The sequence below is a fragment of the Pseudomonas sp. NPDC012596 genome, from assembly GCF_042902325.1.
In the GTDB taxonomy this organism is placed as follows: Bacteria; Pseudomonadota; Gammaproteobacteria; order Pseudomonadales; family Pseudomonadaceae; genus Aquipseudomonas.
Genome location: NZ_JBIBEB010000009.1, coordinates 45999 through 64849, shown reverse-complemented (window position 1 = coordinate 64849; position 18851 = coordinate 45999). Strand labels below are relative to the sequence as shown.

The window sequence follows — 18851 nt, the reverse complement described above, 5'->3', positions numbered from 1 at the left end:
CTGCCGCTCGAACAGGTGGCCCATGCGGGCAATGCGCAAGGCCACTGAGCAGGTCTCACAGCGCTGTTCAGGTCGAGCGCCGCGCAGGCGTCACTCGACTAAACAGACGACGACCCTGCTGACGCAGTTACTTGCCAACCGCCGTCAAGGAGCCCGGTGCAGCTTGCTCATCAGCTCCGCCTCGGCCTGGGTCAGCCCGCAGGTTTCGGTCAGTTCGGAAATGCTTGCACCCATGCCCACCAGCTTGGCTGCCTGGCTGAAGGTGACATCGCTCGGGTCACGTTGCTCCAGGCGCTCCAGCCGGTCGGGCACAGTGGCCACCTCGGTGCGCAACGCGTGGATGGCTTCGCCCATGCGCACGGTACCGTTCTGGTAGTCATCCAGGCGCTTGGCCAGGTCCTTGATGCGCTGGTCACGCAGCGCATCACCCTGGGCCTGCTGGGCAGCCAGCTCGCGCTGGCGCTTGCTGTAGTTGAGGAAAAACCACAGGCTCAGCGCCCACAGCAGCGCCAGGAAGATGACAGCAACCTCGAAAATCAACTCAGATGTTCTCCAGTTCGGACCACTCTTCCTCGGTCATCATCTTGTCCAGCTCGACCAGGATCAGCAGCTCGCCGTTCTTGTTGCACACGCCCTGGATGAACTTGGCAGATTCTTCGTTACCCACGTTTGGCGCAGTCTCGATCTCCGACTGGCGCAGGTAGACCACCTCGGCCACGCTGTCGACCAGGATGCCGACCACTTGCTTGTCGGCCTCGATGATGACGATACGGGTGTTGTCGGTCACCTCGGTGGGCATCAGGCCGAAGCGCTGACGGGTATCGATCACCGTCACCACATTGCCACGCAGGTTGATGATGCCCAACACATAGCTTGGCGCGCCCGGTACCGGGGCGATCTCGGTGTAACGCAGCACTTCCTGCACCTGCATCACATTGATGCCGTAGGACTCATTGTCCAGCCGGAAGGTTACCCACTGCAGGATCGGATCTTCAGAACCCTGTGCAGACGACTTTTTCATTCCCCTAGCCCTCAAAATCCGCCAATGGCGGTGTGTTCGCAGTTATTTGTGTTTGGCATGCAGCTGTTTGACTGCGCCACTGGCGATCAGCTCGGCCAGTTCGGCGACGTCCAGCAGCGCACACATGTGTTCGATCACCGTGCCGGCCAACCACGGGCGCTGGCCACGCTGGCTGCGCCACTTGATCTCGGACGGGTCCAGGCGCAGCGAGCGGCTGACCTGGTGCACCGCCAGCCCCCATTCGTAGCCCTGGACGGAAATCACGTAATGCAGGCCCTGGCGAAAATCGTCGCGGTAGCGGTCGGGCATCACCCAGCGTGCGGTGTCCAGTACCTTCAGGTTGCCCGCCTGGCAGGTTAGGATGCCGAGAAACCAGTCGGGCTGGCCGAACAGCGGTGTCAGTTCCTGGCCTTCCAGGCTGTAGATGGACCCCAGGCACACCAGCGGCACCGCCAGGGTCAGCCCGGCTACGTCGAACAGCAGGCACTCGAACGGCTCGGCAGCCCAGGCCGGTCGACCGTCGAGCGTGGCAGGCGGTGCCGGCACATCCGGCGCAGGCAGGTGCACTTCGACCAGCGGCGCGACGGGTTCAGGGGCCTGGACCTCAGTCAGGACAGGGATGCTGGCTTCGGCCACCACCTCGGCCTCGACCACCGCCACCACCGGCTCTTCGACAGGCAACACCGTTGGCAGAACCTTCAGCTGCGGTTCGGCAAAAGGCTTCGCAACGCTGCTGGCAACAGGGGCCTGCTGGCGTACATCGCGGGCCTGCTCCTCGCGCACGGCGGCGGCAAACTCGTCGCTCGCGGCGGGCAGGTCAAGTAGGTCCTCAGCCTCGGTGGCTTCCTGCAGCAGGCCATCGAGATACGATTGCAGCGCCAGTTGCGGCCGGGTGCCGGTTTTCACGGTCATGACGCCACCTGCACGGCAGTCTTGTAGGTGAGCAAGTGCTTGAGCAGCGCCCGGTAGGCGATCACACCGCGGCTCTTGCCATCGAATTGTGACGGCGTGACGCCGTTGCGGCTGGCATCGCGCAAGCGTGTGTCGACCGGGATATAGCCCTGCCACACCTGCTGCTCATAGGTATCGCGCAGCACCTTGAGGGTGCCCAGCGAGGCCTGGGTACGGCGGTCGAACAGGGTCGGCACGATCTGGTACGGCAAGGCCTGCTTGCGCGAACGGTTGATCATGGCCAGCGTGCCAATCATCCGCTCCAGGCCCTTGACCGCCAGGAACTCGGTCTGCACCGGGATAACCAACTGCTGGCTGGCGGCCAGGGCATTGACCATCAGCACGCCGAGCAGCGGCGGGCTGTCGATCAGGGCAAAGTCGAAGTCCTGCCACAATTGCGCCAGACTCTTGGCGACCACCAGGCCCAGGCCACTCTGCCCGGGCGACTGACGCTCGAGCACCGCCAGTGCGGTGCTCGACGGCAGCAGCGAGATGCGCTCGTGGCTGGTAGGCAGCAGCAGTTGCCCGGGCAGGCCGTCAGGCACCTGGCCCTTGTGCAGGAACAAGTCGTAGCAGCTGTGCTCCAGGGCATCGGGGTTGTGCCCGAAATAGCTGGTCATCGAGCCGTGGGGGTCGAGGTCGACGACCACCACGCGCTTGCCCGCCTCAGCCAGCAGGCCGGCCAGGGCGATGGTGGTGGTGGTCTTGCCGACCCCGCCTTTTTGATTGGCTACTGCCCAGACTCTCATAGGACAACTCTTGATTCATTGATGCCGCGACCCCTTGTGGGAGCCGGCTTGCCGGCGATCACCGGCAGAGCCGGTGCCACACACCGCGTTGCCTGCATCGCCGGCAAGCCGGCTCCCACAGGGTATGGGGCGACAGAGAATTGACGAGTCACTGCCCCGCCGTCGTTACTGGCGTTGCCGGTGCACTTTGTGTGCCAGCACGGCGCAAGGCGGCGTCCGGGGTGGCGTTGGCCGTGCCGGAACCGGTCAAACTGCGGCGCACTTCGAGGTTGCGGGATATCACCAGCACCACTCGGCGGTTGCGCGCACGGCCCTCGGCCGTGTCGTTGCTGGCCACCGGCTGATATTCGCCATAACCTACCGACGCCATGCGCCCGGGGTTCACCCCCTCCATCGCCAGCAGGCGCACGATGCTCGCTGCACGCGCCGACGACAACTCCCAGTTGGTCGGGTACTGCGCCGTGCGGATCGGCAGGTTGTCGGTAAAGCCCTCAACGTGCACCGGGTTGGCGAACGGCTTGAGGATGTTCGCGACCTTTTCGATGATGTCGAACGCCTTGTCGCTGGGCATGGCATCACCGCTGCCGAACAGCAACGACGAGTTGAGCTCGATCTCAACCCACAGCTCGTTGCCGCGCACGGTCATCTGGTCGGACTTGATCAAGTCGCCAAACGCATCGCGCACGTCGTCGCTGATGGTTTTCAGTGGGTCGACGCTGTTCTGCGCAAGGCCCGCATCAATCTGTTCGCTGTCCTTGATCAACGGCTCGGCCGGCCTGACGCTAAGCGGCTGCTCATCGCCAATGGGGATCGGCTTCATGCTCCGCTCAGGGTCGTTGAACACCCCCAGCAGCGCTTGCGAGATGACCTTGTACTTGCCCTCGTTGATCGAAGAAATCGAATACATGACCACGAAAAAGGCGAACAGCAAGGTGATGAAGTCGGCGTACGACACCAGCCAGCGCTCGTGGTTTTCGTGTTCCTCGGTATGACGACGGCGACGCATGGGTTACTCCATGAAGCCTTGCAGCTTCAGCTCGATCGAGCGCGGGTTTTCACCCTCGGCAATCGACAACAAACCCTCAAGCAGCATCTCGCGGTAGCGCGACTGGCGTATGACGATGGCCTTGAGCTTGTTGGCGACGGGCAGCAGGATCAGGTTGGCGCTGGCTACGCCGTAGATGGTGGCAACGAAGGCCACGGCAATGCCGTTACCCAGCTGAGAAGGGTCGGCCAGGTTGCCCATCACATGGATCAGGCCCATGACCGCACCGATGATACCGATGGTCGGCGCGTAGCCGCCCATGCTTTCGAACACTTTGGCTGCCTGGATATCGCGGCCTTCCTGGGTGAGGAAATCCACCTCCAGGATGCTGCGGATCGATTCGGGCTCGGCGCCATCGACCAGCAACTGCAAGCCCTTGCGCGCGTAAGGGTCGGGCTCGGCATCCGCCACGCCCTCCAAGCCCAGCAGGCCCTCCTTGCGTGCCGTCAGGCTCCAGTTCACCACCCGGTCGATGCCGCCAGCCAGGTCGACCCGCGGCGGGAAGATGATCCAGCGCAAGATCTGCAAGGCACGCTTGAACGACGCCAGCGGCGACTGCAACAGCGCCGCTGCAAGGGTACCGCCAAGCACGATCAACGCCGCCGGGCCATTGAGCAGCGCACCGACGTGCCCGCCTTCGAGGAAGTTGCCGCCGACAATGGCAACGAACGCCAGAATCAGGCCAATAAGGCTCAAAACATCCATCAGACGCAGGCCTCGACCAGGTGCTTGCCAATTTCATCCAGGCTGTACACCGCATCGGCCAGGTTGGCTTTGACGATGGCCATGGGCATGCCATAGATCACGCAGCTGGCTTCATCCTGGGCCCACACGGTGCTGCCACCTTGCTTGAGCAGGCGCGCACCTTCACGGCCGTCGGCACCCATGCCGGTGAGCACTACCGACAGTACCTTGTCGCCGTACGACTTGGCCGCCGAGCCGAAGGTGATGTCCACGCACGGCTTGTAGTTCAGGCGCTCGTCACCGGGCAGGATCTTCACCGTGCCACGCCCATCGATCATCATCTGCTTGCCGCCAGGCGCCAACAGGGCCAGGCCCGGGCGCAACACGTCTCCATCCTCGGCTTCCTTGACGCTGATCCTGCACAGTTTGTCGAGGCGCTCGGCAAATGCCTTGGTGAACGCCGCCGGCATGTGCTGGATGAGCACGATCGGCGCCGGGAAGTTGCCCGGCAGCTGCGTCAGCACCCGTTGCAGGGCGACCGGGCCGCCGGTGGACGTACCGATGGCCACCAGCTTGTAGGGCTTGCGCTTGGGCGCTGGCGAATGCGTTGGCGCGTGTGCAGGTGCCGCGGCCGTTGCACGGGCTGGCGCTGCCGCACGCGCCGGGGCGTGGCTGGCAAGGCTGCTGGCCGGGGCGTGGGCTACGCTGGCCGAGGCTGGCGCGGTGACCGGCGCGGGGCTTGCGTAACCGCCAAAGCGGCGGTTACTGCGCGAAATGGTATGCACCTTTTCGCACAGCATCTGCTTGACCTTGTCCGGGTTGCGCGAAATGTCTTCGAAGTTCTTCGGCAGGTAATCCACCGCACCGGCATCCAGCGCGTCGAGGGTTACCCGGGCGCCTTCGTGGGTCAGCGAGGAGAACATCAACACCGGCGTCGGGCAGCGCTGCATGATGTGCCGCACGGCGGTGATGCCATCCATCATGGGCATTTCGTAGTCCATGGTGATGACATCAGGTTTGAGCGCCAGTGCCTGGTCGATCGCTTCCCTGCCGTTGGTCGCGGTACCCACGACCTGGATCGTCGGGTCCGCCGAGAGGATTTCCGAGACGCGGCGGCGGAAGAAACCGGAATCATCCACCACCAGGACCTTGACTGCCATAAACACTCCATTAGGTGGCGCAGCCCGCCAGGGCGCGCCACCGAAATCAAATACGCCGCGCCGCGTAACGCTTGAGCATGCTCGGTACGTCGAGGATCAGCGCAATGCGACCGTCACCGGTGATGGTGGCGCCGGACATGCCCGGGGTGCCCTGCAGCATCTTGCCCAGCGGCTTGATCACCACCTCCTCCTGGCCCACCAGTTGGTCGACCACGAAGCCGATACGCTGGGTACCGACCGAGAGGATCACCACATGGCCCTCGCGCTGTTCTTCATGCACCTGGCCCTGGACCAGCCAGCGCTTGAGGTAGAACAGCGGCAGCGCCTTGTCGCGCACGATCACCACTTCCTGGCCGTCGACCACGTTGGTGCGCGACAGGTCGAGGTGGAAGATCTCGTTGACGTTGACCAGCGGGAAGGCGAACGCCTGGTTGCCCAGCATCACCATCAGGGTCGGCATGATCGCCAGGGTCAACGGCACCTTGATGACGATCTTCGAACCCTGGCCCTTGGCCGAGAAGATGTTGATCGAGCCGTTGAGCTGGGAAATCTTGGTCTTCACCACGTCCATGCCGACACCACGGCCGGACACGTCGGAAATTTCCGTTTTGGTCGAGAAGCCTGGGGCAAAGATCAGGTTGTAGCAGTCCGACTCGCTCAGGCGCTCGGCGGCGTCCTTGTCCATCAGGCCCTTTTCCACGGCCTTGGCACGCAGGATGTTCGGGTCCATGCCCTTGCCGTCGTCCGAGATCGACAACAGGATGTGATCGCCTTCCTGCTCGGCCGACAGCACCACACGGCCAGTGCGCGCCTTGCCCGAGGCTTCACGCTCGTCAGGCATTTCGATACCGTGGTCGACCGCGTTGCGCACCAGGTGCACCAGCGGGTCGGCCAGGGCCTCGACCAGGTTCTTGTCCAGGTCGGTTTCTTCACCGACCAGCTCCAGGTTGATCTCTTTCTTGAGCTGGCGAGCCAGGTCACGAACCAGGCGCGGGAAGCGGCCGAAGACTTTCTTGATCGGCTGCATGCGGGTTTTCATCACCGCGGTCTGCAGGTCGGCAGTGACCACGTCGAGGTTCGACACGGCCTTGGACATGGCCTCGTCGCCGCTGTTCAGGCCCAGGCGCACCAGGCGGTTACGCACCAGCACCAGTTCGCCGACCATGTTCATGATCTCGTCCAGGCGCGCGGTGTCGACGCGTACCGTGGTTTCCGCTTCGCTGACCGCATGCTTCTCGGCCGCCGGTGCCGGGGCACGGGCGGGTGCGGCGGGCTTGGCTGCAGCGGCAGGTGCCGGTTTGGCAACGGGCTGGCTTTGCGGCTTGGCAGCCACAGGGGCAACAACGGCAGCTGGCGCCTCGGCGGCGACGGTGTCGCCGGAGAACTTGCCTTTGCCGTGCAACTGATCGAGCAGCGCTTCGAACTCGTGCTCGCTGATTTCTTCGCTGCTGGCAGCCGCCGGCGCATCGCTTGCCACCGCTGCGCTGGCGGCCGGCAACGCATCGGCCTGGAACGTGCCTTTGCCATGCAGCTGGTCGAGCAGCGACTCGAATTCTTCGTCGGTGATCTCGTCACTTGCCGGGGCGCTGGCAGTGACCACCACCGGCTCGCTGGCGACGACCTCGGGCGAGAACTGGCCTTTGCCATGCAATTGGTCGAGCAACGACTCGAACTCGGCGTCGGTGATCTCATCGCCGGCGCCGGTCAGGGTTTCGCCCTGCAGCTGCTGTTCTGCAGCGGCGGCTTCGGCCTTGACGGCGTCGAGCGAGTCGAGCAGCTGTTCGAATTCGGTATCGGTGATATCCGCTTCGGCGGCAGGCTGCGCCTGCACAGGTGCAGCCTCCACCACCGGCGCAGCGGCCTGGGCACTGCCCGGCTCGGCCAGGCGCGCCAGGGCTGCCAGCAACTCAGGCGTGGCCGGGGTCACTTCGCTGCGTTCGCGCACCTGGCCGAACATGCTGTTGACCGTGTCCAGTGCTTCGAGCACCACGTCCATCAGTTCGGCGTCAACCCGGCGCTCACCTTTGCGCAGGATGTCGAATACGTTCTCGGCGATATGGCAGCACTCCACCAGCTCGTTGAGCTGGAGGAAGCCGGCGCCCCCTTTTACAGTGTGGAAACCGCGAAAAATGGCATTGAGCAGGTCGGCATCGTCGGGCCGGCTTTCCAGCTCGACCAGTTGCTCGGACAGTTGCTCAAGTATTTCGCCGGCTTCTACCAGGAAATCCTGAAGGATTTCTTCATCGGCGCCGAAGCTCATCAAAGGTGCTCCTTAAAAACCCAGGCTGGACAGCAGATCATCGACATCGTCCTGACCGGACACGACGTCTTCACGCTTATCGGCATGAATCTGCGGACCTTCACCCCGAGCCGGATATTTTTCTTGATCTTTTTCAGCACGCAGCTGTTGGTGGTCATGTTCGATACCGGCAAAACGGTCGACCTGACTGGCCATCAGCACAAGCTTGAGCAGATTGCTTTCGACTTCGGTCACCAGCGCAGTCACGCGCTTGATCACCTGCCCGGTCAGGTCCTGATAGTCCTGGGCCAGCAGAATGTCATTGAGGTGGCCAGCGACCTTGCGGTTACCTTCGGCGCTGTGCGTCAGGAAACTGTCGACGCGTTTGACCAGCTCACGGAATTCCGGCGCGGCGACCTCGCGGCGCATGAAGCGCTGCCAGTCGACGCTCAGGCTCTGCGCCTCAGCGGCCAGGTCACCCAGCACCGGCGTACTTTCCTCCACCAGGTCCATGGTGCGGTTGGCAGCCCCTTCGGTGAGCTTGACCACATAGGACAAACGCTCGGTGGCGTCGGTAATCTGCGAAACTTCCTCGGCCTGCGGCATGTGCGGGTCGATCTGGAAGCTGACGATCGCGCTGTGCAGCTCGCGGGTCAGCTTGCCGACTTCCTGGTACAGGCCACGGTCGCGGGTCTGGTTAAGCTGATGAATCAGCTGCACCGCCTCGCCGAACCGCCCCTTCTCCAGGCTTTCGACCAACTCCTGGGCATGCTTCTTCAGGGTCGATTCGAACTCCCCCAAAGACGTTTGTGTTGATTCCATGGCGCCCCCTGACCGGACTCAGCCGTTGACGCGTTCGAAGATCTTCTCGATCTTTTCTTTGAGCACCTGAGCGGTGAACGGCTTGACCACGTAACCATTCACCCCGGCCTGGGCCGCTTCGATGATCTGGTCGCGCTTGGCTTCGGCAGTCACCATCAGCACTGGCATGGCCTTCAGGCGCTCGTCCGCGCGCACCTTGCGCAGCAGGTCGATGCCGGACATGCCAGGCATGTTCCAGTCGGTCACCAGGAAGTCGTAATGCCCGGCCTGCAACATCGGCAGCGCCGTGGTGCCGTCATCGGCTTCGTCGGTATTGGTGAAGCCCAGATCACGCAGCAGGTTCTTGATGATCCGCCGCATCGTCGAAAAGTCGTCAACGATGAGGATTTTCATGTCTTTGTTCAATTAGACCTCCAAGCAGTCTCAAACGCGCTCGGCCCCGAGCGCGCATTCAATCAATTCGGTACAACGTGAAAACGACTGCAACGACCCCGGGCTCAGCGCGCCCGCCATTCCCCCAGGCGGCTGCGCAGGCGCGCGGCGCACTGGCTGTGCAGCTGGCTGACACGCGACTCGCTGACGCCCAGCACCTCACCGATTTCCTTGAGGTTCAGCTCTTCGTCGTAGTACAGCGCCAGGACCAGCCGCTCCCGCTCGGGCAGGTTGGCGATGGCATCGGTCAGGGCAGCCTGGAAGCGCTCGTCTTCCAGGTCGCGCGACGGCTCGACCTGGCCACTGGCGCCATCCTCGTGCAACCCTTCATGCTCGCCGTCCTGCAAAAGGTCGTCGAAACTGAACAGGCGGCTACCCAAGGTATCGTTCAAAATCCCGTAGTAATCATCGAGACTCAACTGGAGTTCGGCAGCAACTTCATGATCTTTAGCGTCGCGGCCGGTTCTGGCTTCCACGGCGCGCATCGCGTCGCTGACCATGCGGGTGTTGCGGTGCACCGAACGCGGTGCCCAATCACCCTTGCGCACCTCATCGAGCATCGCCCCGCGGATGCGGATACCGGCGTAGGTCTCGAAGCTGGCGCCCTTGCTGGCGTCATACTTGTTGGCGACTTCCAGCAAACCGATCATGCCGGCCTGGATCAGGTCTTCGACCTGCACGTTGGCCGGCAAACGCGCCAGCAGGTGATAGGCAATGCGCTTGACCAGCGGGGCGTAGCGTTCGATCAGTTCGTACTGGGCGTCCTTCGACGCCTTGCTGTACATCTTGAAACCGCTCGCACTCATAGGACTGGCCCTGCACTGGTGGGTTGCACCAGGCGCTCGACGAAGAACTCCAGGTGCCCGCGCGGGTTGGCCGGCAATGGCCAGCTATCGACCTTCTGCGCAATGGCCTTGAAGGCCAGCGCGCACTTGGAGCGAGGGAAGGCCTCATAGACTGCCCGCTGCTTCTGCACCGCCTTGCGCACGCACTCGTCGTACGGCACGGCGCCGACATACTGCAGGGCGACGTCAAGGAAACGGTCGGTGACCTTGGTCAACTTGGCGAACAGGTTGCGCCCTTCCTGCGGGCTCTGCGCCATGTTGGCCAGCACGCGGAAACGGTTCATCCCATAGTCGCGGTTGAGCAGTTTGATCAACGCGTAGGCGTCGGTGATCGAGGTCGGCTCGTCACACACCACCAGCAGCACTTCCTGCGCCGCGCGGACGAAGCTGACCACCGAATCGCCAATGCCTGCCGCGGTGTCGATCACCAGCACATCGAGGTTGTCGCCGACTTCGCTGAATGCCTGGATCAGCCCGGCATGCTGGGCCGGGGCCAGGTGCACCATGCTCTGGGTGCCGGAGGCGGCCGGCACGATGCGCACACCGCCCGGCCCCTGCAACAGCACATCGCGAAGCTCGCAGCGCCCTTCGATGACATCGGCCAGGGTGCGTTTCGGGGTCAGGCCCAGCAACACGTCGACATTGGCCAGGCCCAGGTCAGCGTCCAGCAGCATGACCCGGCGGCCGAGTTCGGCCAGCGCCAGGGACAGGTTCACTGAAACGTTAGTCTTGCCGACGCCACCTTTACCACCGGTTACGGCGATCACCTGTACGGGATGCATGCTACCCATGTTCGTTGTTTACCTTGTCTCGCTTGGACCCAAGCCACACGTGGGGGAGTACTGCAGCCCCCTTGGTGTAGGTATTTTGCAAACGCTTCATCATCAACCCGCTCGTCGTGGGTTGTGATAGAGATCAGCGAACATATCGGCCATGGCCTCTTCGCTGGGCTCGTCCTGCAACTGCACATTCACCGCCCGGGTCACCAACTGGTGCGCCCGCGGCAGGTGAAGGTCGTCAGGAATGCGCGGGCCATCGGTCAGATAGGCCACGGGCAGTTCATGACTGATGGCCAGGCTCAGCACATCGCCGAGGCTTGCCGTTTCATCAAGTTTACTCAGGATGCAACCGGCCAGGCCGCAGCGTTTGTAGCTGTGGTAGGCGGCGGTCAGCACCTGTTTCTGGCTGGTGGTGGCCAGCACGAGGTAGTTCTTCGAGGCAATGCCTCGGCTAGCCAGGCTTTCCAGTTGCAAGCGCAGGGCCGGGTCGCTGGCCTGAAGGCCTGCGGTATCGATCAGCACCACACGCTTGCGCAGCAGCGGCTCGAGCGCCTGGGCCAGCGACTGGCCCGGGTCGACATAAGTCACCGGCACATTGAGGATACGCCCCAGGGTCTTGAGCTGTTCCTGCGCGCCGATGCGGAAGCTGTCCATGCTCACCAGGGCCAGGTTCTGCGGGCCATACTTGAGCACATAACGCGCCGCCAGCTTGGCCAGGGTGGTGGTCTTGCCCATGCCGGCGGGGCCGACCATGGCGATCACACCACCCTCTTCGATCGGTTCGATCTCGGGCACTTCGATCATCCGCGCCAGGTGCGCCAGTAACATGCGCCAGGCCTGGCGCGGCTCTTCGATCTCGGCGGTGAGCTCGAGCAGTTCGCGGGCAATCGGCCCAGACAGGCCGATGCGCTGCAGCCGGCGCCAGAGGTTGGCCTGTGCCGGCTTGCTGCCTTGCAGCTGGTTCCAGGCCAGTGAGCCGAGCTGCACTTCGAGCAGTTCGCGCAGGCCCGACAGTTCAGAGCGCATGGCGTCGAACAGGCGCGGGTCGACCGGGGCCGGGGCAGCGGCGGCAGCTGCTGGCGGCGCCTCCACGTGCGGCTCGATCAATGGCTCCGAGGCGGTCAGCGATTGCCCGGCAAACAATTGGCGGTCGCCTTCACTGGCCTCGCTGCGGTTGTCCAGTTCGGCCTGGGCAGTGGCGATGCGAGTCTGGGTCTTGCGCAGCTCTTGTTCGAGCTCGGGGTTGGGCACGCGCGGGGCCAGGGCGGACAGCTTGTAGTCCAGCGCGGCCGTCAGCTCGACACCGCCGGCGATGCGGCGGTTACCGATGATGGCGGCGTCGGAGCCCAGCTCATCACGAACCAGCTTCATGGCCTGACGCATATCGGCGGCGAAAAAACGCTTAACTTGCATAACCCACTACCTCAGCCGTTGGGGCCCACGGTGGCAACGATGGTGACTTGCTTGTTATCCGGTATTTCCTGATACGCCAGAACATGCAAATTCGGTACAGCCAGGCGACCGAAGCGCGACAGCATGGCGCGGATCGGGCCTGCGACCAGGAGGATGGCCGGTTGGCCTTGCATCTCCTGGCGCTGGGCCGCTTCGATCAGCGAACGCTGCAGCTTTTCGGCCATGCTCGGTTCAAGAAGAACACCGTCTTCCTGACCTTGCCCGGCCCTTTGCAGACTATTGAGCAAAATCTGTTCCAACCTTGGCTCAAGGGTGATCACAGGCAGCTCCGACTCAACGCCGACAATGCTTTGCACGATGGCGCGACACAATCCGACGCGCACTGCCGCCACCAGCGCGGCGGTATCTTGACTCTTGCCTGCGTTGTTGGCGATAGCCTCGGCAATGCTGCGGATGTCTCGCACCGGCACTTGCTCGGCGAGCAACGCTTGCAGGACCTTGAGCAGCCCCGACAAGGAAATGACACCCGGCACCAGCTCTTCAGCAAGTTTAGGCGATGCCTTGGACAGCACCTGCAGCAATTGCTGAACCTCTTCGTGGCCGATCAGCTCGTGGCAGTGCTTCTGCAGGATCTGGTTGAGGTGCGTGGCAACCACAGTGCTGGCATCGACCACGGTGTAGCCCAGCGACTGCGCCTGGGCACGCTGGCCGATATCGATCCACACCGCTTCCAGGCCGAACGCCGGGTCGCGTGCAGCGATACCGTTGAGGGTGCCAAACACCTGGCCTGGGTTGATCGCCAGCTCCCGGTCCGGGTAGATCTCGGCCTCAGCCAGGATCACGCCCATCAGCGTCAGGCGGTAGGCGCTGGGCTGCAGGTCGAGGTTGTCGCGAATGTGCACGGTGGGCATGAGGAAGCCCAGGTCCTGGGAGAGCTTCTTGCGCACCCCCTTGATCCGCGCCAGCAACTGGCCACCCTGGTTGCGGTCGACCAGCGGGATCAGGCGATAGCCGACTTCCAGGCCGATCATGTCGATCGGCGTCACGTCGTCCCAGCCAAGCTCCTTGGTGTCCATCGCGCGCTGTGGCGAGGGCAGCAGGTCCTGCTGGCGCTGCGCTTCCTGCAGCGCGTCGGCCTTGACCTTCTGCTGCTTCTTCCACACCAGGTAGGCGCCGCCGCCAGCCAGCAGGCCGAGGCTGAGGAAGGCGACGTGCGGCATGCCCGGCACCAGCCCCATGACGATCATCAGCCCCGCCGACACCGCCAGCGCCTTGGGCGAGTCGAACATCTGCCGGTTGATCAGCTTGCCCATGTCTTCGGAGCCCGAAGCCCGGGTGACCATGATTGCGGCGGCGGTAGACAGCAGCAGTGATGGCAATTGCGCCACCAAACCGTCACCGATGGTCAGCAGGGCGTAGACCTTGCCCGCGTCGCTGAACGACATGTTGTGCTGCAGCATGCCGATGAGCATGCCGCCAATCAGGTTGATGAACAGAATCAGCAAGCCGGCGATGGCGTCGCCGCGCACGAATTTGCTGGCACCGTCCATCGAACCGTAGAACTCGGCCTCCTGGGCCACCTCGGCGCGGCGCGACTTGGCCTGGGCCTGGTCGATCAGGCCGGCATTGAGGTCGGCGTCGATGGCCATCTGCTTGCCGGGCATGGCGTCGAGGGTGAAGCGTGCGCTCACCTCGGAAATACGCCCGGCACCCTTGGTCACTACCACGAAGTTGATGATCATGAGGATGGCGAACACCACCGCACCGACGACGTAGTTGCCGCCGATCACGACTTCACCGAAAGCCTGGATCACCTTACCTGCAGCGCCATGCCCCTCCTGACCGTGCAGCATGACCACCCGCGTGGACGCCACGTTCAGCGCCAGGCGCAGCAACGTTGCCACCAGCAGGATGGTCGGAAACGCGGCGAAATCGAGCGGGCGCAGTGCGTACACGCAGACCAGCAGGACCACGATCGACAGCGCGATGTTGAAGGTGAAGAACACGTCGAGCAGGAACGGCGGTATCGGCAACATCATCATTGCCAACATCACCAGCAGCAACAGCGGCACACCCAGGTTGCCCCGACCGAGGCCGGCCAGGTTATGGCGCGCGTTGCTGATTAACTGAGTGCGATCCACCGCGATTCCTCTTCATGCAAAACTTTGACGCCAAGGGGCGCTTGGGCGTGGCTCTGCAAGAAGCCTTCCAACTTTGCTCAACGGTGGATCTATAGAGTTTGCAGGGTTCCGGGCCGCCGCATATCTCACCATTCGGCGGAAGGGAGCCGGTAAGGCTTTTCGCCACGCGTATCCTCGGCCTTCAGCGTGATACGGAACGCTACGCGTGTGGTCAATCCGATCTGCAAGAAAAACGGCGTTTCAGGATGGGGCGGTTTTGCAGGATGCTTGAGCAACCCAGCGTGATAGTCCCGCCCTGGCACCATACTTGCCGGGTTGCCTACAAACACACTCAAAATGACTGTTTTGGCTTGCTTCTGTCCGGCCCGCTTGGCTGCGTAGAACTTAGCAACCCCCCATTCACCGATGTAAAAGGCTTCGCCGAACTCTTTCGTGCCATGAGCAAAATACTTAGGATCGACACCAATACTTCCTTGCCCGTTTCTGAGCGCAGCGAATGTGGCATCACGCCCGCCCGCAACCATACTAGGCGCAAATTCGCTGGGTGTAGCATGGTACCCAACAAGCGCTTGATCTTGAGGGCTATCAAAGCCTCCGAACGACTTGCGTCTCTCACGGTAAGGGACATGGGGTCTACCTGAGTTCTGAAGTTTTCCTTCCACGAAGGCTGGACTCATCCATTGCTCACGCGGCGGTAACTGCCTGGTACGCCCCGTGTTATCCGTGTAGTTCACCGGATCGCATGCGCAATACGCGTAGGCATTGATGCCACCTGCACCAAACGGACTAGCTTTATCGCCGCTGAGGAATCTCATTAGAACAGGGCTGTAAGCCCTATGACCTGCGCCCAACAAATACAACTCCGTAAGCACATCTACCATCTGGCCATTGAATGCCAACGCTGAAGGCGCTGTGAATACACGCCGATCAAAACCGTAGGGTGTGAATGCGTAGCACTGCCGCCCACCCCCAGCCAAAAACAATGCTGCTTCACTCCGAGACTTGTTCATGGGAAAGACTCATTGATCGGAAGTGCGAGCCTTGCATAGTACCTTTGCGCCAGCAACTGACAAAAATATCAGGAAGACACGCAGGACATTTGACTAGCTGGCATCGCCCTCTCTTCGAGAGGGAGAAGCCCTGATACACCGTCAACTGTCGCGGCGCAGGTCCGGCGGAATCGGCAAATCTTCCTTCAACGGCTCCGGTCGCTTGCCCTTGCCAGAACGGTACTGGCGAATCTGGAACACGTAAGCCAGCACCTGCGCCACCGCCAGGTACAGCCCCGCCGGGATCTCCTGCTCGACTTCGGTGGAGTAGTAGATCGCCCGCGCCAGGGCCGGTGATTCAAGAATCTGCACCTTGTGCTCCACGCCGATCTCGCGAATCTTCAAGGCAATGAAGTCGGTACCCTTGGCCAGCAGCAACGGCGCCGCCCCACCCTTCTCGGGGTCGTACTGCAGGGCCACGGCATAGTGCGTCGGGTTGGTAATGATCACATCCGCCTCGGGCACTGCGGCCATCATGCGCCGCTGCGATACTTCGCGCTGCAACTGACGAATACGTTGCTTGACCTCGGGCTTGCCCTCGCTGTCCTTGTACTCGTCCTTGACCTCCTGCTTGGTCATCTTCAGCTTCTTGTGGGTCTGATACAGCTGGAACGGCACATCCGCCGCCGCAATGATCAGCAGCCCTGCCGCCATCCACAGCGCACTCCAGCCCACCACCTGCACACTGTGGATGATCGCCTGCTCCAGCGGCTCGTTGGCGATGGCCAGCAATGCCTGGCGGTCGTTGCTCAGCACAACCAGCGCAACGATCAGAATCATGAAGAACTTGGCCAGCGCCTTGAGCAGCTCGGTCAATGCGTTCATCGAGAACATCCGCTTGATCCCCGACAATGGGTTCATGCGGCTGAATTTTGGCTGCAGCAGGCTGCCCGAGAAGATGAACCCACCTAGCGCGATGGGCGAGATCAGCGCAATGAAGAACAGCAGCACCAGGATCGGCTGTGTTGCCCAGATCGCCATCTTGCCCGAGGCGAGCAGGAACTGGCCCATGGAGCGCTCATCGGTCAGCACCTCCCGGGTCAGCGAAAAGTTCAGGCGCATCAGCGCCAGCAGCGTCTCGGCCAAGTGCCCACCAAAGGCCAATAACGCACCCGCACCGGCCAGCGTCACTGCCACCGTATTCAGCTCCTTGGAGCGGGCAATCTCCCCTTTTTCGCGCGCATCGCGCTTGCGCTTGTCGGTGGGGTCTTCCGTCTTGTCGGCACCGCTCTCGCTCTCTGCCATGTTCAGCGTGCCCTTGCCAGATCACGCAGCCATTGCAGCGCCTCACTGGCCAATGCCTGGTAGTGGGAAAGCACATCGGCCAGGCCAACCCAGAAAATGCCCAGGCCCAGCACCAGGGTCAGCGGGAAGCCGATGGAAAAGATGTTCAACTGCGGCGCGGCACGGGTCATCACGCCGAAGGCAATGTTCACCACCAGCAGCGCCGCAATCGCCGGCAGGATCAGCAGCAGACCGGCGCCGAACACCCAGCTCAGGCGCCCGGCCATCTCCCAGAAATGGTTGACCACCAGCGCATTGCCGACCGGCAAGGTGGTAAAGCTCTCGGTCAGTACCTCGAACGCCACCAGGTGGCCGTTCATGAGCAAGAACAGTACGCTGATCAGCATGGTCATGAACTGGCTGACCACCGCCACGTTGACACCGTTGGCCGGGTCGACCATCGAGGCGAAGGCCATGCCCATTTGAATCGCGACGATCTGCCCGGCGATGACAAAGGCCTGGAACAGTAACTGCAATGAGAAGCCGAACAATGCCCCGACAATTATCTGCTCGCCACACAACAACAGGCCGCGCAGGCTTAGCGGGTCGAACTCGGGCAATGGCGGCAAGGCCGGCACGATCACCACGGTGATAGCCACCGCCGCGTACAGGCGAATGCGCGCCGGCAGCATGCGGGTGCCAAAAATCGGCATGGTCATCAGCACCGCGGTCACCCGGAACAGCGGCAGCATGAAGGTGGCGACCCAGGTGCCGATCTGCGCGTCGGTCAGCTCCAGCATGGCTGCTTCAACCGATCAGCTGCGGGATGCTGGTGTACAGGCCGGTGATGTACTCCATGAACTTCTGCGTCAGCCACGGCCCGGCAACGATCAGCGTCACCAGCATCACCAGCAGGCGTGGCAGGAAGCTCAAGGTCTGTTCGTTGATCTGTGTGGCGGCCTGGAACATCGCCACCACCAGGCCGACCAACAGGCTCGGCACCACCAGCACGGCCACCATCAGCGTGGTCAGCCAGAGGGCGTCGCGGAACAGGTCGACGGCTACTTCAGGTGTCATGCAAGGCTCTCCTTGGCAGCGTCAGACGCCGCCGAAACTGCCGGCCAAAGTGCCCATGATCAGCGCCCAGCCATCGACCAGGACGAACAGCATGATCTTGAACGGCAGCGAGATGATCAACGGCGACAGCATCATCATACCCATGGCCATCAGCACGCTGGCGACCACCATGTCGATGATCAGGAACGGGATGAAGATCATGAAGCCGATCTGGAACGCGGTTTTGAGCTCCGAGGTGACGAACGCTGGCACCAGAATGGTCAGCGGCACCTGCTCGGGCCCGGCGATATCGGTGCGCTTGGACAGGCGCATGAACAGGTCCAGGTCGCTCTGGCGGGTTTGCGCCAGCATGAAGTCCTTCAGCGGCCCCTGGGCCTTGTCGATGGCCTGCTGGGCGGTCATCTGCTCCTTCAGGTACGGCTGCACGGCGTCCTGGTTCACCCGGTCGAACACCGGTGCCATGATGAACAGGGTCAGGAACAGCGCCATACCGGTCAACACCTGGTTCGACGGCGTCTGCTGCAGGCCCAGCGCCTGGCGCAGGATCGAGAAGACGATGATGATGCGGGTGAAGCTGGTCATCAGGATGACGAACGCTGGAATGAAGCTCAGCGCCGTCATGATCATCAGGATCTGCAGGCTGACCGAATATTCCTGCTGCCCGTCCGGCCCATTGGACAGGGTAATGGCCGGGATCGACAGCGGGTCGGCGCCCAGGGCCAACGGCGCGGCCAACAGCAGCGCCAGGGTGAACATGATGCGCAGCGCGCCGATCATCACTTCTTGTCCTTCTGATCCTTGCCCATCAGCTCCATCAGCCGCTGGGCGAATTCCGGCGTCGCCTGACGGGCGCTGGCGGCTACTTCCACAGGTTCGGCCATGACGTGCAAGGCCTCGATGCTGCCAGGGGTATGGCCGATGAGGATCTGCTCCTTGCCGACCTGCACCAGCAACAGCCGGTCGCGCGGGCCAAGGGCGCGGCTACCGACGATCTCGATCACCTGGCCTCCCTTGGGCGCAGCGCCCTGCATGCGGCGCAGCAGCCAGGCCAGGAAGAAGATCAGGCCCACCACCAGCAGCAGGCCGAGCACCATCTGCGCCAGCTGCCCACCCAGGCTGCCGGGTGCGCCTGGCGGTGGCGTTACCGGCACCGCCGGTGTGGCGGCGGCAATCACCGCTTCGCTGGCAAGCAGCGTGGCCAGGGCCGTGAGGGCCCGCAT

At 62.7% G+C, this 18851-nt stretch carries 20 protein-coding genes; all 20 read right to left on the bottom strand.

The features are described from left to right. Positions 1-144: 144 nt before the first annotated feature. Positions 145-540, bottom strand: coding sequence for a DUF2802 domain-containing protein (locus ACFY68_RS13050; protein ID WP_387527703.1), 396 nt, complete (start codon positions 538-540; stop codon positions 145-147). Between the two features lies 1 nt (position 541). Next, complete coding sequence (locus tag ACFY68_RS13045; protein WP_003254393.1) at positions 542-1021, bottom strand: chemotaxis protein CheW; 480 nt, start codon at positions 1019-1021, stop codon at positions 542-544. A gap of 42 nt (positions 1022-1063) precedes the next feature. Then, complete coding sequence (locus tag ACFY68_RS13040) at positions 1064-1933, bottom strand: CheW domain-containing protein (RefSeq protein WP_387527693.1); 870 nt, start codon at positions 1931-1933, stop codon at positions 1064-1066. Beyond that, complete coding sequence (locus ACFY68_RS13035) at positions 1930-2721, bottom strand: ParA family protein (RefSeq protein ID WP_387527690.1); 792 nt, start codon at positions 2719-2721, stop codon at positions 1930-1932. The genes ACFY68_RS13040 and ACFY68_RS13035 overlap by 4 nt, the downstream gene beginning before the upstream one ends. Before the next feature lie 148 nt (positions 2722-2869). Next, positions 2870-3727 carry a flagellar motor protein MotD gene (motD, locus tag ACFY68_RS13030; RefSeq protein WP_387527687.1) on the bottom strand — a complete coding sequence of 286 codons (858 nt, stop codon included), beginning with the start codon at positions 3725-3727 and terminating at the stop codon, positions 2870-2872. A gap of 3 nt (positions 3728-3730) precedes the next feature. Further along, on the bottom strand, positions 3731-4471 hold the full coding sequence (locus tag ACFY68_RS13025) for a flagellar motor protein (RefSeq protein ID WP_346614004.1): 741 nt from the start codon (positions 4469-4471) through the stop codon (positions 3731-3733). Continuing rightward, positions 4471-5610 carry a chemotaxis response regulator protein-glutamate methylesterase gene (locus ACFY68_RS13020; RefSeq protein WP_387527684.1) on the bottom strand — a complete coding sequence of 380 codons (1140 nt, stop codon included), beginning with the start codon at positions 5608-5610 and terminating at the stop codon, positions 4471-4473. Before ACFY68_RS13020 ends, ACFY68_RS13025 begins: the two co-directional genes overlap by 1 nt. 46 nt (positions 5611-5656) lie before the next feature. Further along, on the bottom strand, positions 5657-7870 hold the full coding sequence (locus tag ACFY68_RS13015) for a chemotaxis protein CheA (protein ID WP_387527681.1): 2214 nt from the start codon (positions 7868-7870) through the stop codon (positions 5657-5659). A 12-nt stretch (positions 7871-7882) separates the two neighbouring features. After that, on the bottom strand, positions 7883-8671 hold the full coding sequence (locus ACFY68_RS13010) for a protein phosphatase CheZ (protein WP_387527678.1): 789 nt from the start codon (positions 8669-8671) through the stop codon (positions 7883-7885). Between the two features lie 18 nt (positions 8672-8689). Further along, positions 8690-9064 carry a chemotaxis response regulator CheY gene (locus tag ACFY68_RS13005; protein ID WP_346614000.1) on the bottom strand — a complete coding sequence of 125 codons (375 nt, stop codon included), beginning with the start codon at positions 9062-9064 and terminating at the stop codon, positions 8690-8692. Positions 9065-9168: 104 nt separating this feature from the next. Beyond that, complete coding sequence (gene fliA / locus ACFY68_RS13000) at positions 9169-9909, bottom strand: RNA polymerase sigma factor FliA (protein WP_387527675.1); 741 nt, start codon at positions 9907-9909, stop codon at positions 9169-9171. Then, positions 9906-10739 carry a flagellar synthesis regulator FleN gene (gene fleN / locus ACFY68_RS12995; protein ID WP_054900044.1) on the bottom strand — a complete coding sequence of 278 codons (834 nt, stop codon included), beginning with the start codon at positions 10737-10739 and terminating at the stop codon, positions 9906-9908. The genes fliA and fleN overlap by 4 nt, the downstream gene beginning before the upstream one ends. Before the next feature lie 93 nt (positions 10740-10832). Next, complete coding sequence (flhF, locus tag ACFY68_RS12990; RefSeq protein ID WP_387527672.1) at positions 10833-12140, bottom strand: flagellar biosynthesis protein FlhF; 1308 nt, start codon at positions 12138-12140, stop codon at positions 10833-10835. A gap of 11 nt (positions 12141-12151) precedes the next feature. Then, entirely contained in the window at positions 12152-14281 is a 2130-nt protein-coding gene (gene flhA / locus ACFY68_RS12985) for a flagellar biosynthesis protein FlhA (RefSeq protein WP_387527669.1), read from the bottom strand. 125 nt (positions 14282-14406) lie between these two features. After that, positions 14407-15291: an RHS repeat-associated core domain-containing protein gene (locus ACFY68_RS12980; protein WP_387527666.1), complete on the bottom strand. Its 885-nt coding sequence runs from the start codon at positions 15289-15291 to the stop codon at positions 14407-14409. 141 nt (positions 15292-15432) lie between these two features. Beyond that, complete coding sequence (flhB, locus tag ACFY68_RS12975) at positions 15433-16575, bottom strand: flagellar biosynthesis protein FlhB (RefSeq protein ID WP_387527663.1); 1143 nt, start codon at positions 16573-16575, stop codon at positions 15433-15435. Between the two features lie 2 nt (positions 16576-16577). Then, entirely contained in the window at positions 16578-17354 is a 777-nt protein-coding gene (fliR, locus tag ACFY68_RS12970; protein WP_346613995.1) for a flagellar biosynthetic protein FliR, read from the bottom strand. A gap of 7 nt (positions 17355-17361) precedes the next feature. Beyond that, positions 17362-17631, bottom strand: coding sequence for a flagellar biosynthesis protein FliQ (gene fliQ / locus ACFY68_RS12965; protein ID WP_346613994.1), 270 nt, complete (start codon positions 17629-17631; stop codon positions 17362-17364). 21 nt (positions 17632-17652) lie between these two features. Then, a complete protein-coding gene (fliP, locus tag ACFY68_RS12960; RefSeq protein ID WP_346613993.1) occupies positions 17653-18408 on the bottom strand; it encodes a flagellar type III secretion system pore protein FliP in 756 nt (251 codons plus the stop codon). Further along, positions 18408-18851 (bottom strand): flagellar biosynthetic protein FliO, encoded by a 444-nt coding sequence (gene fliO / locus ACFY68_RS12955; RefSeq protein WP_387527658.1) that lies wholly within the window; start codon positions 18849-18851, stop codon positions 18408-18410. The genes fliP and fliO overlap by 1 nt, the downstream gene beginning before the upstream one ends.

What these genes read in the sequence shown, in the direction of transcription:
- ACFY68_RS13045 (WP_003254393.1), bottom strand. Translation starts at nt 1,021, where the DNA reads ATGAAAAAGTCGTCTGCACAGGGTTCTGAAGATCCGATCCTGCAGTGG.
- ACFY68_RS13040 (WP_387527693.1), bottom strand. Translation starts at nt 1,933, where the DNA reads ATGACCGTGAAAACCGGCACCCGGCCGCAACTGGCGCTGCAATCGTAT.
- ACFY68_RS13035 (WP_387527690.1), bottom strand. Translation starts at nt 2,721, where the DNA reads ATGAGAGTCTGGGCAGTAGCCAATCAAAAAGGCGGGGTCGGCAAGACC.
- motD (WP_387527687.1), bottom strand. Translation starts at nt 3,727, where the DNA reads ATGCGTCGCCGTCGTCATACCGAGGAACACGAAAACCACGAGCGCTGG.
- ACFY68_RS13025 (WP_346614004.1), bottom strand. Translation starts at nt 4,471, where the DNA reads ATGGATGTTTTGAGCCTTATTGGCCTGATTCTGGCGTTCGTTGCCATT.
- ACFY68_RS13020 (WP_387527684.1), bottom strand. Translation starts at nt 5,610, where the DNA reads ATGGCAGTCAAGGTCCTGGTGGTGGATGATTCCGGTTTCTTCCGCCGC.
- ACFY68_RS13015 (WP_387527681.1), bottom strand. Translation starts at nt 7,870, where the DNA reads ATGAGCTTCGGCGCCGATGAAGAAATCCTTCAGGATTTCCTGGTAGAA.
- ACFY68_RS13010 (WP_387527678.1), bottom strand. Translation starts at nt 8,671, where the DNA reads ATGGAATCAACACAAACGTCTTTGGGGGAGTTCGAATCGACCCTGAAG.
- ACFY68_RS13005 (WP_346614000.1), bottom strand. Translation starts at nt 9,064, where the DNA reads ATGAAAATCCTCATCGTTGACGACTTTTCGACGATGCGGCGGATCATC.
- fliA (WP_387527675.1), bottom strand. Translation starts at nt 9,909, where the DNA reads ATGAGTGCGAGCGGTTTCAAGATGTACAGCAAGGCGTCGAAGGACGCC.
- fleN (WP_054900044.1), bottom strand. Translation starts at nt 10,739, where the DNA reads ATGGGTAGCATGCATCCCGTACAGGTGATCGCCGTAACCGGTGGTAAA.
- flhF (WP_387527672.1), bottom strand. Translation starts at nt 12,140, where the DNA reads ATGCAAGTTAAGCGTTTTTTCGCCGCCGATATGCGTCAGGCCATGAAG.
- ACFY68_RS12980 (WP_387527666.1), bottom strand. Translation starts at nt 15,291, where the DNA reads ATGAACAAGTCTCGGAGTGAAGCAGCATTGTTTTTGGCTGGGGGTGGG.
- flhB (WP_387527663.1), bottom strand. Translation starts at nt 16,575, where the DNA reads ATGGCAGAGAGCGAGAGCGGTGCCGACAAGACGGAAGACCCCACCGAC.
- fliR (WP_346613995.1), bottom strand. Translation starts at nt 17,354, where the DNA reads ATGCTGGAGCTGACCGACGCGCAGATCGGCACCTGGGTCGCCACCTTC.
- fliQ (WP_346613994.1), bottom strand. Translation starts at nt 17,631, where the DNA reads ATGACACCTGAAGTAGCCGTCGACCTGTTCCGCGACGCCCTCTGGCTG.
- fliP (WP_346613993.1), bottom strand. Translation starts at nt 18,408, where the DNA reads ATGATCGGCGCGCTGCGCATCATGTTCACCCTGGCGCTGCTGTTGGCC.
- fliO (WP_387527658.1), bottom strand. Translation starts at nt 18,851, where the DNA reads ATGCGGGCCCTCACGGCCCTGGCCACGCTGCTTGCCAGCGAAGCGGTG.